Genomic DNA, 15,019 nt, shown 5'->3' with positions numbered 1-15,019 from the left:
AGTTGAGTGACGTAAGGCCAGTCACACGCCCTGTGAGCATCCGTGCGGCCCGGGGTATTTACGAGGTAGATTTCAGCTTCTAGACGGACGCTGAACATTGAGCAAGATGTGTTGGGCAGACGCTTACATTCTCGGCGCCCCTGCGTTCGGCCTTTCTATGCAATGACTCTGCGCATGGCTATCATGCGTGCCTCTTTGCGAGGCGATACGTGCATGCTGACGTTGTTGAAACTTCTGAAAGATGGTCGATTCCACTCGGGAGAAGCGCTGGGCGCTGCCCTGGGAGTCAGTCGCAGTGCTGTCTGGAAGCAGCTGCAGAATCTTGAGGCAGAGTTGAATTTACCTATCCACAAAGTCCGTGGTCGCGGATACCAGTTGGGATCGCCGCTTGTGTTCTTGAGTGCTGACGAAATCGCATTGAATGCGGCCGCTCTGTCATGGCCTGTTCAAATTTTCGATTCGATTGACTCCACCAATGCTGAAGCCTTGCGCCTTGTCAGTGCCGGTGAGGAGGCTCCGTTCCTTATATTGGCGGAGCGGCAAACGGCCGGTAGGGGGAGGCGCGGTCGTAAGTGGGTTAGCCCATTTGCGCAGAACGTCTATTACAGCCTCGTTCTGCGAGTCGAGGGTGGTTTGCGACAATTGGAGGGGTTAAGTCTCGTTGTCGGATTGGCCGTAATGCACGCATTGCGGGAGTCGGGAGTGCAGGGTGCTGCATTGAAATGGCCGAATGACGTTCTGGTCGGACAAAAGAAAATTGCCGGCATCTTGTTAGAGCTAGTGGGTGATCCTGCTGATATTTGTCACGTCGTGTTAGGTGTTGGTATCAACGCGAATATGCAGAAGGCTACCGATGTTGATCAGGAGTGGACATCGGTGCAGCTGGAGACTGGTGCATCGGTTGATCGCAATAATCTGGTTGCGCGACTGAGCCTGCAGCTATGCGGCTATCTAGAGCGACATAAGGCTTCAGGCTTTTCAGCGTTTCAGGAAGAGTGGGAGCTCAATCATCTGTGGCAGGGTAAGGCTGTGTCGCTCATTGCAGGTCTCAGTCAGGTAGATGGTGTCGTCTTGGGAGTGGATCGTCAGGGTGCTTTGCGCCTGGATGTTGATGGTGTCGAAAAAATATACAGTGGCGGTGAGTTAAGCCTGAGGTTGCGTGATGATTCTTGAGCTCGACTGTGGGAATAGCTTTATCAAGTGGCGCGTAATCGGCTCGGATAAAGCGATTGCCTATGCAGAAGGTATTGTAGGCTCGGATAGCGCTCTTATCGACAGTCTGGTAGCCATTCCTGGCCTGCTACTTAAGCGCTGCCGGCTCGTAAGCGTTCGCGCTTCAGAGGAAACCAACAAGTTGGTCGCGACACTGGAGGAGGCATTTGGAGTTGATGTGTGTTGTGCGGCTTCTGCCAGGGAGATGGCTGGAGTGCGTAACGGATACGAGGATTACGAGCGGCTTGGACTTGATCGCTGGCTGGCAGTGCTTGGCGGATACAACCTGGCTGCAGGGGCATGTCTGGTGCTCGATTTCGGAACCGCTGCCACTGCAGACTTCGTTGCAGCCGATGGCGAGCATCTGGGTGGATTTATTTGTCCTGGTATGCCGCTGATGCGTAACCAGTTACGAACGCACACCCGCAAGATACGCTACGACGATACGGCAGCAGAGCGCGCGTTGGAGTGTTTCCACCCTGGTCGAACAACCGCCGAGGCGGTCGAGCGCGGGTGTACTTTGATGCTCCAGGGGTTTGTATTGACTCAGCTCGAGCTGGCCCGTAGCTATTGGGCGGATGAATTTACTGTCTTCCTGACGGGTGGAGATGCCGAGCTGGTATTTGACGCTGTTCCACAAGCTCGTTTGGTTCCTGATCTTGTATTCGTCGGGTTGGCAATGGCATGCCCTTTATCTTGAGGTGAATATGCGCTGGCTGTTTTTGCTTTTGCTCGTTCTCAACGTCTTTTATTACATATGGCATCAGCAAGAGGCGCCACTGCGCGCCAAGGACGTTACGCCGCTGAATTTGTATCGGGGTACTCAGCGGGACATTCGCCTCTTAAGTGAGTCGACCGATGCGGTGGTTCGCACAGACAAAGCAAAAACGTCAGAAGAGCAGAGCACCTGTATGTACATCGGTGGTTTTACTGATGTCAGGCTGGCGCAGACCCTTGAACAGCGTCTAGTGAGTCTGGATATAAAGGTAAGCGTCCAGTCGCTGAATACAGTAGATGCGGTGGGTTACTGGCTTAGGGTCGCGCCAGAGAGTCGGCGCCTGGCTAACGATCTGCCCTTTGAAAACCTTGCTAAGGAATTCAATGGGTTAAAACGTAAAATAATGCTGTGCGAAGGCATTGCAACTCGCGAATAGTTTGCATAGAATGGCGCCCGCTTCGCAGTGAAGAGCTTTTAAGTTTTTACCGCGAGGCAGCGTCAACGCAGCTAACCTCATATTTTTAAATGAGAAAATGCTTGACAGAAGGTCGGCGTGATGTAAAATGCCGGCTCGCTTAGGAGGGGTTCCCGAGCGGCCAAAGGGATCAGACTGTAAATCTGACGTCTACGACTTCGAAGGTTCGAATCCTTCCCCCTCCACCATTTTTAGCGTGAGCTGCAAGCTCCGCGGGTATAGTTTAGTGGTAGAACCTCAGCCTTCCAAGCTGATGATGCGGGTTCGATTCCCGCTACCCGCTCCAGATTTTGCAGGTTGTGCGCAGTGTTTTGCTCTTGTAGCTCAGTTGGTAGAGCACACCCTTGGTAAGGGTGAGGTCAGCGGTTCAAATCCGCTCAAGAGCTCCATATAACAAGGCAGATATGAAAATATCTGCCTTTGTTTTAACGGCCGCCTCGGCTTGATCGTTTTGCTTCTGGCTTTAAGGCTGGGTGGATTCAGGTCTCGTGGGTTGGTTGTTGTAAAGTCTTTTTCAGGCCTGCATAATGGTCGGCCTGATTTTGTTTTAGGTCAGTAGCTCAATTGGCAGAGCGACGGTCTCCAAAACCGTAGGTTGGGGGTTCGATTCCCTCCTGACCTGCCAGATTCACGTAATGTGTCTGGCTTTCTTTTCACAGGATCTTCACAGATGACTCCTAAGGCTGAAGCTCAAAGCTCTCGTTTCGATCTGGTCAAGTGGCTTGTTGTTGTCGCTTTGGTGGTCGTAGGCGTTGTTGGCAACCAGTACTATTCTGCTTCGCCGATCCTGTACCGTGTACTCGCTTTGCTTGCCCTGGCTGCTGTAGCTGCTTTTGTAGGTCTGCAGACTGCAAAGGGTAAGTCTTTCGCAGTGTTGGTGAAGGAAGCTCGTACCGAAATCCGTAAAGTCGTTTGGCCGACTCGCCAAGAAACCACGCAGACCACGTTGATTGTGGTAGCGGTTGTTCTGGTTATGGCGTTGCTGTTGTGGGGGCTCGATTCCTTGCTCGGCTGGCTTGTTTCCTTGATTGTTGGCTAAGGGTGTCCCGTGGCTAAGCGTTGGTACGTTGTGCATGCTTACTCTGGTTACGAGAAGCATGTTATGCGCTCTTTGCTGGAGCGCGTAAAGCTCGCAGGCATGGAAGATGGCTTTGGTGAAATTCTGGTTCCCACTGAAGAAGTGGTTGAAATGCGGAATGGCCAGAAGCGCAAGAGTGAGCGCAAGTTCTTCCCTGGCTACGTGCTGGTTCAGATGGACATGAATGAAGGTACTTGGCACTTGGTCAAGGACACTCCTCGTGTGATGGGTTTCATCGGCGGTACCGCTGATAAGCCTGCTCCTATCACCGACAAGGAGGCGGAAGCGATTCTGCGTCGTGTTGCTGATGGTAGCGACAAGCCCAAGCCGAAGACATTGTTCGAGCCGGGTGAGGTTGTTCGTGTCACAGATGGTCCGTTCGCTGATTTCAACGGTACTGTCGAAGAGGTTAACTACGAAAAGAGTCGTGTCCAGGTGGCAGTGCTTATTTTCGGTCGCTCCACTCCGGTGGAGTTGGAGTTCAGCCAGGTCGAAAAGGTCTAGCTGGCAAAGCATCCCAACCCCGCAGCCTTAGGCTGTGGGGTTTTGTCGTCACTGGGATAAACGCGCAAGTAACCGGGGAGCCTTTCGAGGCGTTCGAACCCGTAATTGGAGTGCCTCATGGCCAAGAAGATTACCGCTTACATCAAGCTGCAAGTGAAGGCCGCTCAGGCCAACCCTAGCCCACCCGTCGGTCCAGCTCTGGGCCAGCACGGCGTGAACATCATGGAATTCTGCAAGGCCTTCAACGCCCGTACTCAGGGTCTTGAGCCAGGTCTGCCGACTCCAGTGATCATCACTGTATACAGCGACCGTAGCTTCACTTTCGAAACCAAGTCGACCCCGGCTTCGGTTCTGTTGAAGAAAGCTGCTGGTCTGACTAGCGGTTCCGCTCGTCCTAACACCGTTAAGGTTGGCACTGTTACCCGTGCTCAGCTGGAAGAAATCGCGAAAACCAAAAACGCGGATCTGACTGCAGCTGATATGGATGCAGCCGTGCGTACCATCGCCGGTTCTGCTCGTAGCATGGGCCTTAACGTGGAGGGTGTGTAATGGCTAAGCTGACCAAGCGCCAAAAGGCTATCGCCGGCAAAATCGAAGCAGGCAAGGCCTACAACTTTGTAGACGCTGCTGCCCTGCTGACCGAGCTGTCGACCGTCAAGTTCAGCGAGTCCGTTGACGTTGCTGTAAACCTGGGTGTTGACCCACGTAAATCCGACCAGGTCGTTCGTAGCGCTACTGTGCTGCCACACGGTACTGGCAAGACTGTACGTGTAGCTGTCTTCACCCAAGGCCCGGCAGCTGAAGCTGCTCTGGCTGCCGGCGCAGATCGCGTTGGCATGGACGACCTGGCTGCCGAAATGAAAGGCGGCGACCTGAACTATGACGTCGTTATTGCTTCCCCGGATGCGATGCGCGTTGTAGGTCAGTTGGGTCAGATCCTGGGTCCACGCGGCCTGATGCCTAACCCTAAAGTCGGCACCGTAACGCCAGACGTAGCCACCGCTGTTAAAAACGCGAAGGCTGGTCAGGTTCGTTATCGCACCGACAAAAACGGCATCATTCACACCTCCGTTGGTAAAGTCGGCTTCGACGCCGTCAAGCTGAAGGAAAACGTTGAAGCGCTGATCGCTGATCTCAAGCGTATCAAGCCTGCTTCCTCGAAAGGTATCTACGTCAAGCGCGTTACCCTGAGCACCACTATGGGCCCAGGTCTGGTCATCGACCAAGGCTCGCTGGACGTATAAGACACAGGTTGGCGCAACTTATTGCGCCAATTGAAAGATTGGGGTCCCTGCCTGGCGGGGGCTATCCAAGACCGTAGGCGACGCAAGTCTTAAACCAACAAGCCTACGCAGATGGTGCTCCCGGTTCCTTACCGAATCAGACACCAAAACGACATCCGGCTCCGGCCAGATGAAACGGTAACAAGCAGGAGTTAAACCCGTGGCAATTAATCTCGAAGACAAGAAGGCCATCGTCGCTGAAGTCAACGAGGCTGCCAAAGCTGCTCTGTCCGCTGTCGTGGCTGATGCCCGTGGTGTGACAGTAGGCGCTATGACCGGACTCCGTAAAGAGGCTCGTGAAGCTGGCGTATACGTACGTGTTGTACGTAACACCTTGCTCAAGCGCGCCGTTGCTGACACTGAATACAGTGTTCTCAACGACGTGTTCACTGGCCCGACTCTGATCGCGTTCTCCAAGGATCATCCAGGCGCTGCTGCCCGTTTGTTCAAGGAATTCGCCAAGAGTCAGGATAAGTTCGAGATCAAGGCAGCTGCGTTCGAGGGCAAGTTCCTCGCAGCTAACCAAATCGACGTACTGGCAACACTGCCGACCCGCGACGAAGCCATTTCGCAGCTGATGAGCGTGATTCAAGGCGCTACCAGCAAGCTGGCTCGTACTCTGGCTGCAGTTCGCGAGCAAAAAGAAGCTGCCGCAGCCTAAGGCTGAGTCACTTCTCTCGCGTATTTTTGTTTATTTCGATGGCCGCGTAGGCCGTCCCCCAATTCAGGAAATACAGCAATGTCTATCTCCCAAGACGATATCCTCAACGCCGTAGCTGAAATGTCGGTTCTGCAGGTTGTTGAGCTGATCAAGGCTTTCGAAGAAAAATTCGGCGTTTCCGCTGCCGCTGCTTCCGCCGGTCCAGCTGCTGCTGCTGCCGTTGTTGAAGAGCAAACCGAATTTAACGTCATGCTGCTGGAAGCTGGCGAGAAGAAAGTAAACGTGATCAAGGCAGTACGTGAACTGACCGGTCTGGGCCTGAAAGAAGCCAAGGCTGTAGTTGACGGCGCTCCTGCCATGGTTCTGGAAGCAGTAGCCAAAGATGCAGGCGAAAAAGCCAAGGCAACTCTGGAAGAAGCAGGCGCTAAAGTCGAGCTGAAGTAAGCATCGACCTTGCGTCTCCAGCCCAAGCGTCAAGCTTAAGGCTGATGGCTGGTGGCTCTTGCCACCGGCCTTTTTCCGTTATTGGCTGTCGACTCGGTCGCCGCCATTAACGCGCTGTAGCCACCCGAAGCGGTGGTGCAAACCATGGGGTTTGCAAGATTTTCTGGCTGCTCCCGTCGGAGGGGCCAAACAAGCAGGTGACCAAGCTGGGGAACGCTGATGGCTTACTCATATACTGAGAAAAAACGTATCCGCAAGGACTTTAGCAAGTTGCCGGACGTCATGGATGTCCCGTACCTTCTGGCTATCCAGCTGGATTCGTATCGTGAATTCTTGCAGGCGGGAGCGACCAAAGATCAGTTCCGCGACGTGGGCCTGCATGCGGCCTTCAAATCCGTTTTCCCGATCATCAGCTACTCCGGCAATGCTGCGCTGGAGTACGTCGGTTATCGCCTGGGCGAACCGGCATTTGATGTCAAAGAATGCGTGTTGCGTGGCGTAACGTACGCCGTACCTTTGCGGGTAAAAGTCCGTCTGATCATTTTCGACAAAGAATCGTCGAACAAAGCGATCAAGGACATCAAAGAGCAAGAAGTCTACATGGGCGAAATCCCATTGATGACCGAGAACGGTACCTTCGTTATCAACGGTACCGAGCGTGTAATCGTTTCCCAGCTGCACCGTTCCCCGGGCGTGTTCTTCGACCACGACCGCGGCAAGACGCACAGCTCTGGCAAACTCCTGTACTCCGCGCGGATCATTCCGTACCGCGGTTCGTGGCTGGACTTCGAGTTCGACCCGAAAGACTGCGTCTTCGTGCGTATCGACCGTCGTCGCAAGCTGCCGGCCTCGGTACTGCTGCGTGCGCTCGGCTACACCACCGAACAGGTATTGGACGCGTTCTATACCACCAACGTATTCAGCCTGAAGGATGAAACCCTCAGTCTGGAGTTGGTGCCTTCGCGCCTGCGTGGCGAGATTGCCGTTCTGGACATTCAGGACGAGAAGGGCAAGGTCATTGTTGAGGCTGGCCGTCGTATTACTGCGCGCCACATCAACCAGATCGAAAAGGCCGGTATTACTTCGCTGGATGTGCCTCTGGACTACGTCCTGGGTCGCACTACCGCCAAGGTCATCGTTCACCCGGCTACCGGCGAAATCCTGGCTGAGTGCAACACCGAGCTGAACACCGAAATCCTGGCAAAAATCGCCAAGGCCCAGGTTGTTCGCATCGAGACCCTGTACACCAACGACATCGACTGCGGTCCGTTCGTCTCCGACACCTTGAAGATCGACTCCACCAGCAACCAATTGGAAGCGCTGGTCGAGATCTATCGCATGATGCGTCCTGGCGAGCCACCTACCAAAGACGCTGCCGAGACTCTGTTCAACAACCTGTTCTTCAGCCCTGAGCGCTATGACCTGTCTGCGGTCGGCCGGATGAAGTTCAACCGTCGTATCGGTCGTACCGAGATCGAAGGTTCGGGCGTGTTGTGCAAAGAAGACATCGTTGCCGTCTTGAAGACCCTGGTCGACATCCGTAACGGTAAAGGCATCGTCGATGACATCGACCACCTGGGTAACCGTCGTGTTCGCTGTGTAGGCGAAATGGCCGAAAACCAGTTCCGCGTTGGCCTGGTACGTGTTGAGCGTGCGGTCAAAGAGCGTCTGTCGATGGCCGAAAGCGAAGGCCTGATGCCGCAAGACCTGATCAACGCCAAGCCGGTGGCCGCCGCGGTGAAAGAGTTCTTCGGCTCCAGCCAGCTCTCGCAGTTCATGGACCAGAACAACCCGCTCTCCGAGATCACCCACAAACGCCGTGTTTCTGCACTGGGCCCGGGCGGTCTGACCCGTGAGCGCGCCGGCTTTGAAGTGCGTGACGTTCACCCGACGCACTACGGTCGTGTTTGCCCGATCGAAACGCCGGAAGGTCCGAACATCGGTCTGATCAACTCCCTGGCTGCCTATGCGCGCACCAACCAGTACGGCTTCCTCGAAAGCCCGTACCGTGTGGTGAAAGACGCTCTGGTCACCGACGAGATCGTGTTCCTGTCCGCCATCGAAGAAGCTGATCACGTGATCGCCCAGGCTTCGGCCACGATGAACGACAAGAAAGTGCTGACCGACGAACTGGTAGCTGTTCGTCACTTGAACGAGTTCACCGTCAAGGCGCCGGAAGACGTCACTTTGATGGACGTATCGCCCAAGCAGGTAGTGTCGGTTGCTGCGTCGCTGATCCCGTTCCTGGAGCACGATGACGCCAACCGTGCGTTGATGGGTTCCAACATGCAGCGTCAGGCTGTACCCACCCTGCGTGCCGACAAGCCGCTGGTAGGTACCGGCATGGAGCGTAACGTAGCCCGTGACTCCGGCGTGTGCGTCGTGGCTCGTCGTGGCGGCGTGATCGACTCCGTTGATGCCAGCCGTATCGTGGTTCGTGTTGCCGATGACGAAGTTGAAACTGGCGAAGCCGGTGTCGACATCTACAACCTCACCAAATACACCCGCTCGAACCAGAACACCTGCATCAACCAGCGTCCGCTGGTGCGTAAGGGTGACCGCGTTCAGCGCAGCGACATCATGGCCGACGGCCCGTCCACCGACATGGGTGAGCTGGCTCTGGGTCAGAACATGCGTATCGCGTTCATGGCATGGAACGGCTTCAACTTCGAAGACTCCATCTGCCTGTCCGAGCGTGTGGTTCAGGAAGACCGCTTTACCACGATCCACATTCAGGAACTGACCTGTGTGGCGCGTGATACCAAGCTTGGGCCAGAGGAAATCACTGCAGACATCCCGAACGTGGGTGAAGCTGCACTGAACAAGCTGGACGAAGCCGGTATCGTTTACGTAGGTGCTGAAGTTGGCGCAGGCGACATCCTGGTAGGTAAGGTCACTCCGAAAGGCGAGACCCAGCTGACTCCGGAAGAGAAACTGCTGCGTGCCATCTTCGGTGAAAAAGCCAGCGACGTTAAAGACACCTCCCTGCGTGTACCTACCGGTACCAAGGGTACTGTCATCGACGTGCAGGTCTTCACCCGTGACGGCGTCGAGCGTGATGCTCGTGCACTGTCCATCGAGAAGACCCAGCTCGACGAGATCCGCAAGGACCTGAACGAAGAGTTCCGTATCGTTGAGGGCGCGACCTTCGAACGTCTGCGCTCCGCTCTGGTAGGCCACAAGGCTGAAGGCGGCGCGGGCCTGAAGAAAGGTCAGGACATCACCGACGAAGTTCTCGACGGTCTTGAGCACGGCCAGTGGTTCAAACTGCGCATGGCTGAAGACGCTCTGAACGAGCAGCTCGAGAAGGCCCAGGCCTACATCGTTGATCGTCGCCGTCTGCTGGACGACAAGTTCGAAGACAAAAAGCGCAAACTGCAGCAGGGCGATGACCTGGCTCCAGGCGTGCTGAAAATCGTCAAGGTTTACCTGGCAATCCGTCGCCGCATCCAGCCGGGCGACAAGATGGCCGGTCGTCACGGTAACAAAGGTGTGGTCTCTGTGATCATGCCGGTTGAAGACATGCCGCACGATGCCAATGGCACCCCGGTCGACGTCGTCCTCAACCCGTTGGGCGTACCTTCGCGTATGAACGTTGGTCAGATCCTTGAAACCCACCTGGGCCTCGCGGCCAAAGGTCTGGGTGAGAAGATCAACCGTATGATCGAAGAGCAGCGCAAGGTCGCAGACCTGCGCAAGTTCCTGCACGAGATCTACAACGAGATCGGTGGTCGCAACGAAGAGCTGGACACCTTCTCCGACCAGGAAATCCTGGACCTGGCGAAGAACCTGCGCGGCGGCGTTCCAATGGCTACCCCGGTGTTCGACGGTGCCAAGGAAAGCGAAATCAAGGCCATGCTGAAACTGGCAGACCTGCCGGAAAGCGGCCAGATGCAGCTGTTCGACGGCCGTACCGGCAACAAGTTTGAGCGCCCGGTTACTGTTGGCTACATGTACATGCTGAAGCTGAACCACTTGGTAGACGATAAGATGCACGCTCGTTCTACCGGTTCTTACAGCCTGGTTACCCAGCAGCCGCTGGGTGGTAAGGCTCAGTTCGGTGGTCAGCGTTTCGGGGAGATGGAGGTCTGGGCACTGGAAGCATACGGTGCCGCATACACTCTGCAAGAAATGCTCACAGTGAAGTCGGACGATGTGAACGGTCGTACCAAGATGTACAAAAACATCGTGGACGGCGATCACCGTATGGAGCCGGGCATGCCCGAGTCCTTCAACGTGTTGATCAAAGAAATTCGTTCCCTCGGCATCGATATCGATCTGGAAACCGAATAACACGTGACGCGAATCGAGAGTGTGGCAGCGATGCCCGCTCTCTGCTCCGCCAGGAGGAAAGGCCTTGAAAGACCTACTGAATTTGCTGAAAAACCAGGGTCAAGTCGAAGAGTTCGACGCCATCCGTATTGGATTGGCATCGCCTGAGATGATCCGTTCGTGGTCGTTCGGTGAAGTTAAAAAGCCGGAAACCATCAACTACCGTACGTTCAAACCTGAGCGTGACGGCCTGTTCTGCGCCAAGATCTTTGGCCCGGTAAAGGATTACGAGTGCCTGTGCGGTAAGTACAAGCGCTTGAAGCACCGTGGCGTGATCTGCGAGAAGTGCGGCGTTGAAGTCGCGCTGGCCAAGGTTCGTCGTGAGCGTATGGCCCACATCGAGCTGGCTTCGCCGGTTGCCCACATCTGGTTCCTGAAATCGCTGCCGTCCCGTATCGGCTTGCTGATGGACATGACCCTGCGTGATATCGAACGCGTTCTCTACTTCGAGAGCTACGTCGTTATCGATCCAGGCATGACCACTCTTGAAAAAGGTCAGCTGCTGAACGACGAGCAGTACTTCGAAGCGCTGGAAGAGTTCGGCGACGATTTCGATGCCCGCATGGGTGCCGAAGCTGTCCGCGAACTGCTGCACGCTATCGACCTGGAACACGAGATTGGCCGTCTGCGTGAAGAAATTCCGCAAACCAACTCCGAAACCAAGATCAAGAAGCTGTCCAAGCGTCTGAAGTTGATGGAAGCCTTCCAGGGTTCCGGCAACCTGCCAGAGTGGATGGTGCTGACCGTTCTGCCGGTTCTGCCGCCAGACCTGCGTCCGCTGGTACCGTTGGACGGTGGTCGTTTCGCGACGTCCGACCTCAACGACTTGTACCGCCGCGTGATCAACCGTAACAACCGCTTGAAGCGCCTGCTTGATCTGTCCGCTCCGGACATCATCGTGCGCAACGAAAAGCGTATGTTGCAGGAAGCGGTCGATGCCTTGCTCGACAACGGTCGTCGTGGCCGCGCTATCACCGGTTCGAACAAGCGTCCTCTGAAATCCCTGGCTGACATGATCAAGGGTAAGCAAGGTCGTTTCCGTCAGAACTTGCTCGGTAAGCGTGTTGACTACTCCGGTCGTTCGGTAATTACCGTAGGCCCGACCCTGCGTCTGCACCAGTGCGGTCTGCCTAAGAAGATGGCTCTCGAGCTGTTCAAGCCGTTCATCTTCGGCAAGCTGGAAATGCGCGGTCTCGCGACCACCATCAAAGCGGCCAAGAAAATGGTCGAGCGCGAGCTGCCAGAGGTTTGGGACGTTCTCGCTGAAGTGATTCGCGAACACCCGGTCCTCCTCAACCGTGCACCGACCCTTCACCGTCTGGGCATTCAGGCGTTTGAACCGGTCCTGATCGAAGGCAAGGCTATCCAGCTGCACCCTTTGGTCTGTGCTGCGTACAACGCCGACTTCGACGGCGACCAAATGGCCGTGCACGTACCGCTGACACTGGAAGCCCAGTTGGAAGCGCGTGCGTTGATGATGTCGACCAACAACATTCTGTCGCCAGCCAACGGTGAGCCAATTATCGTTCCGTCGCAGGACGTTGTATTGGGTCTGTACTACATGACCCGTGAAGCGATCAACGCCAAGGGCGAAGGTCGTGTATTCGCGGATCTGCAGGAAGTTGACCGTGTGTTCCGTGCCGGCGAAGCCGCACTGCACGCCAAGGTCAAAGTGCGGATCCACGAAACCGTCAACGACCGTGACGGCGGCAGCGTGAGCAATGTGCGTATCGTCGACACGACTGTCGGCCGTGCGCTGTTGTATCAGGTTGTGCCAAAAGGTCTGTCGTACGACGTCGTCAACCTGCCGATGAAGAAAAAGGCGATCTCCAAGTTGATCAACCAGTGCTACCGCGTGGTTGGTTTGAAAGAGACCGTGATCTTCGCTGACCAGTTGATGTACACCGGCTTTGCTTATTCGACCATCTCCGGCGTTTCCATCGGTGTTAACGACTTCGTTATCCCGGATGAAAAAGCCCGCATCATCAATGCTGCCACTGATGAAGTGAAAGAGATCGAAAGCCAGTACGCCTCCGGCCTGGTAACCCAGGGCGAGAAGTACAACAAGGTGATCGACCTTTGGTCCAAGGCCAACGACGAAGTGTCCAAGGCAATGATGGCCAACCTCTCGAAAGAGAAAGTCATCGACCGCCATGGCGACGAAGTTGACCAAGAGTCCTTCAACTCCATGTACATGATGGCCGACTCGGGCGCACGGGGTTCTGCTGCGCAGATCCGTCAGCTCGCCGGTATGCGTGGCCTGATGGCCAAGCCGGACGGTTCCATCATCGAAACGCCGATCACAGCGAACTTCCGTGAAGGTTTGAGCGTACTTCAGTACTTCATCTCTACTCACGGTGCTCGTAAAGGTCTGGCGGATACCGCGTTGAAAACCGCTAACTCCGGTTACCTGACTCGTCGTCTGGTAGACGTTGCACAAGATCTGGTTGTAACCGAGATCGACTGCGGCACCGAGCACGGCTTGCTGATGACGCCGCACATTGAAGGCGGTGACGTTGTAGAGCCGCTGGGTGAGCGCGTATTGGGTCGTGTAATTGCCCGTGACGTGTTCAAGCCGGGTACCGAGGACGTTATCGTTCCTGCCGGCACCCTGGTTGACGAGAAGTGGGTCGAGTTCATCGAACTCAACAGCATCGACGAAGTGATCGTTCGCTCGCCGATCAGCTGCGAAACCCGCTACGGCATCTGCGCCAAGTGCTACGGTCGTGACCTGGCTCGTGGTCACCAGGTGAACATTGGTGAAGCAGTCGGCGTTATCGCTGCCCAGTCCATCGGTGAGCCGGGTACCCAGCTGACCATGCGTACGTTCCACATCGGTGGTGCGGCAAGCCGGACCTCCGCAGCCGACAGCGTTCAGGTGAAGAATGGCGGTACTGTCCGTCTGCACAACCTGAAGCACGTTGAGCGAGTGGATGGCCATTTGGTTGCTGTGTCCCGTTCCGGTGAGCTGGCCATCGCTGATGACTACGGTCGTGAGCGTGAGCGTTACAAGCTGCCGTACGGTGCTGTGATTTCGGTTAAAGAGGGTGACAAGGTCGACGCTGGCGCAATCGTGGCCAAGTGGGATCCGCACACTCACCCAATCGTTACCGAAATGAAAGGTACCGTGACCTACGTGGGCATGGAAGAAGGCATCACGATCAAGCGTCAGACCGACGAATTGACCGGTATGACCAACATTGAAGTACTCGACGCGAAAGATCGTCCAGCTGCCGGTAAAGACATCCGTCCTGCCGTGAAGATGGTCGACGACAACGGCAAGGACTTGCTGCTGCCAGGCACTGACGTAATCGCTCAGTACTTCCTGCCAGCCAACGCCCTGGTCGGTGTGGCGGATGGTGCGAAGATCGCGATCGGTGATGTTATCGCGCGTATCCCGCAGGAAACTTCGAAGACCCGTGACATCACCGGTGGTCTGCCGCGTGTTGCCGACTTGTTCGAAGCGCGTCGTCCGAAGGAAGCGTCGATTCTGGCTGAAGTCAGCGGCACCATCGCGTTCGGTAAAGAGACCAAGGGCAAGCGCCGTCTGGTCATTACCCCGAACGACGGTACAGATCCGTACGAAGAGCTGATTCCGAAGTGGCGTCACCTGAACGTCTTCGAAGGCGAACAGGTAAACCGCGGCGAAGTTATCTCCGACGGCCCGAGCGATCCACACGATATCCTGCGTCTGCTGGGTGTGAGTGCGCTGGCCAAGTACATCGTCAACGAGATCCAGGACGTTTACCGCCTGCAAGGCGTGAAGATCAACGACAAGCACATCGAGACCATCCTGCGTCAGATGCTGCGTAAAGTTGAAATCGCTGAATCCGGCGATTCCAGTTTCATCAAGGGCGACCAGATGGAACTGACTCACGTCCTGGTAGAGAACGAACGTTTGGGCGCGGAAGACAAGTTTGTCTCCAAGTTCACTCGCGTGCTGCTGGGTATCACCAAGGCGTCGTTGTCCACTGAGTCGTTCATCTCGGCGGCCTCCTTCCAGGAGACCACTCGCGTACTGACCGAAGCAGCGGTAACCGGCAAGCGCGATTACCTGCGCGGCCTGAAAGAAAACGTAGTCGTGGGTCGTTTGATCCCGGCCGGTACCGGTTTGGCTTACCACAGCGAGCGCAAGCGCCGCCGTGATGCTGACAAGCCGCTGCGCGTAAGCGCCAGTGAAGTGGAAGCTGCACTGACCGAAGCGCTGAACTCAAGCGGTAACTGAGTTCTGCGATAGATGAGACTGGGCCCTGGCAGCCCCATTCGTCGGATCGAGGCATTTGAGCCCCGGTTCGACGAGCGGGGAGGTCGG

General features: G+C 55.8%; 11 protein-coding genes and 4 tRNA genes. All 15 read left to right on the top strand.

What is annotated here, in order from left to right; all coding sequences use genetic code 11:
• Positions 1 to 213 precede the first annotated feature (213 nt).
• The 15 genes from birA (at position 214) to rpoC (ending at position 14,932) form a co-directional block, all read left to right on the top strand.
• On the top strand, positions 214 to 1,173 hold the full coding sequence (birA, locus tag TU75_RS25600; protein WP_060550496.1) for a bifunctional biotin--[acetyl-CoA-carboxylase] ligase/biotin operon repressor BirA: 960 nt from the start codon (positions 214 to 216) through the stop codon (positions 1,171 to 1,173).
• A complete protein-coding gene (locus TU75_RS25595; RefSeq protein ID WP_060550495.1) occupies positions 1,163 to 1,912 on the top strand; it encodes a pantothenate kinase in 750 nt (249 codons plus the stop codon). The genes birA and TU75_RS25595 overlap by 11 nt, the downstream gene beginning before the upstream one ends.
• 7 nt (positions 1,913 to 1,919) lie before the next feature.
• Positions 1,920 to 2,366, top strand: a complete 447-nt coding sequence (locus tag TU75_RS25590; protein WP_003232397.1) for a hypothetical protein — start codon at positions 1,920 to 1,922, stop codon at positions 2,364 to 2,366.
• Between the two features lie 142 nt (positions 2,367 to 2,508).
• Positions 2,509 to 2,593 (top strand) — tRNA-Tyr (locus TU75_RS25585).
• Positions 2,594 to 2,617: 24 nt separating this feature from the next.
• Positions 2,618 to 2,691, top strand: a tRNA-Gly gene (locus TU75_RS25580).
• Between the two features lie 27 nt (positions 2,692 to 2,718).
• Positions 2,719 to 2,794 (top strand) — tRNA-Thr (locus TU75_RS25575).
• A 160-nt stretch (positions 2,795 to 2,954) separates the two neighbouring features.
• Positions 2,955 to 3,030 (top strand) — tRNA-Trp (locus TU75_RS25570).
• A 45-nt stretch (positions 3,031 to 3,075) separates the two neighbouring features.
• Positions 3,076 to 3,444: a preprotein translocase subunit SecE gene (gene secE, locus TU75_RS25565; RefSeq protein ID WP_003232399.1), complete on the top strand. Its 369-nt coding sequence runs from the start codon at positions 3,076 to 3,078 to the stop codon at positions 3,442 to 3,444.
• Positions 3,445 to 3,453: 9 nt separating this feature from the next.
• Positions 3,454 to 3,987 (top strand): transcription termination/antitermination protein NusG, encoded by a 534-nt coding sequence (gene nusG, locus TU75_RS25560; RefSeq protein ID WP_003232401.1) that lies wholly within the window; start codon positions 3,454 to 3,456, stop codon positions 3,985 to 3,987.
• A gap of 117 nt (positions 3,988 to 4,104) precedes the next feature.
• Complete coding sequence (rplK, locus tag TU75_RS25555; RefSeq protein WP_003176435.1) at positions 4,105 to 4,536, top strand: 50S ribosomal protein L11; 432 nt, start codon at positions 4,105 to 4,107, stop codon at positions 4,534 to 4,536.
• A complete protein-coding gene (gene rplA / locus TU75_RS25550; RefSeq protein ID WP_003232403.1) occupies positions 4,536 to 5,231 on the top strand; it encodes a 50S ribosomal protein L1 in 696 nt (231 codons plus the stop codon). The genes rplK and rplA overlap by 1 nt, the downstream gene beginning before the upstream one ends.
• Positions 5,232 to 5,430: 199 nt before the next feature.
• Positions 5,431 to 5,931, top strand: a complete 501-nt coding sequence (rplJ, locus tag TU75_RS25545; RefSeq protein WP_003232405.1) for a 50S ribosomal protein L10 — start codon at positions 5,431 to 5,433, stop codon at positions 5,929 to 5,931.
• A 78-nt stretch (positions 5,932 to 6,009) separates the two neighbouring features.
• Positions 6,010 to 6,375 carry a 50S ribosomal protein L7/L12 gene (gene rplL, locus TU75_RS25540; RefSeq protein WP_003232407.1) on the top strand — a complete coding sequence of 122 codons (366 nt, stop codon included), beginning with the start codon at positions 6,010 to 6,012 and terminating at the stop codon, positions 6,373 to 6,375.
• Positions 6,376 to 6,594: 219 nt separating this feature from the next.
• Complete coding sequence (gene rpoB / locus TU75_RS25535; RefSeq protein WP_057010369.1) at positions 6,595 to 10,668, top strand: DNA-directed RNA polymerase subunit beta; 4,074 nt, start codon at positions 6,595 to 6,597, stop codon at positions 10,666 to 10,668.
• A 64-nt stretch (positions 10,669 to 10,732) separates the two neighbouring features.
• A complete protein-coding gene (gene rpoC / locus TU75_RS25530; RefSeq protein WP_003232410.1) occupies positions 10,733 to 14,932 on the top strand; it encodes a DNA-directed RNA polymerase subunit beta' in 4,200 nt (1,399 codons plus the stop codon).
• Positions 14,933 to 15,019: the final 87 nt, after the last annotated feature.

Origin of the sequence: Pseudomonas poae, assembly GCF_001439785.1 — a bacterium.
GTDB classification, from domain to species: domain Bacteria; phylum Pseudomonadota; class Gammaproteobacteria; order Pseudomonadales; family Pseudomonadaceae; genus Aquipseudomonas; species Aquipseudomonas poae.
The sequence above is the reverse complement of the archived record's forward strand: the minus strand, read 5'-3'. Positions and strand labels throughout refer to the sequence as shown.

Excerpts from the sequence above, each read along its gene's own strand:
- TU75_RS25590 (WP_003232397.1), top strand. The coding sequence starts at position 1,920 with ATGCGCTGGCTGTTTTTGCTTTTGCTCGTTCTCAACGTCTTTTATTAC.
- rplA (WP_003232403.1), top strand. The coding sequence starts at position 4,536 with ATGGCTAAGCTGACCAAGCGCCAAAAGGCTATCGCCGGCAAAATCGAA.
- rplL (WP_003232407.1), top strand. The coding sequence starts at position 6,010 with ATGTCTATCTCCCAAGACGATATCCTCAACGCCGTAGCTGAAATGTCG.
- secE (WP_003232399.1), top strand. The coding sequence starts at position 3,076 with ATGACTCCTAAGGCTGAAGCTCAAAGCTCTCGTTTCGATCTGGTCAAG.
- rplK (WP_003176435.1), top strand. The coding sequence starts at position 4,105 with ATGGCCAAGAAGATTACCGCTTACATCAAGCTGCAAGTGAAGGCCGCT.
- TU75_RS25595 (WP_060550495.1), top strand. The coding sequence starts at position 1,163 with ATGATTCTTGAGCTCGACTGTGGGAATAGCTTTATCAAGTGGCGCGTA.
- rpoB (WP_057010369.1), top strand. The coding sequence starts at position 6,595 with ATGGCTTACTCATATACTGAGAAAAAACGTATCCGCAAGGACTTTAGC.
- birA (WP_060550496.1), top strand. The coding sequence starts at position 214 with ATGCTGACGTTGTTGAAACTTCTGAAAGATGGTCGATTCCACTCGGGA.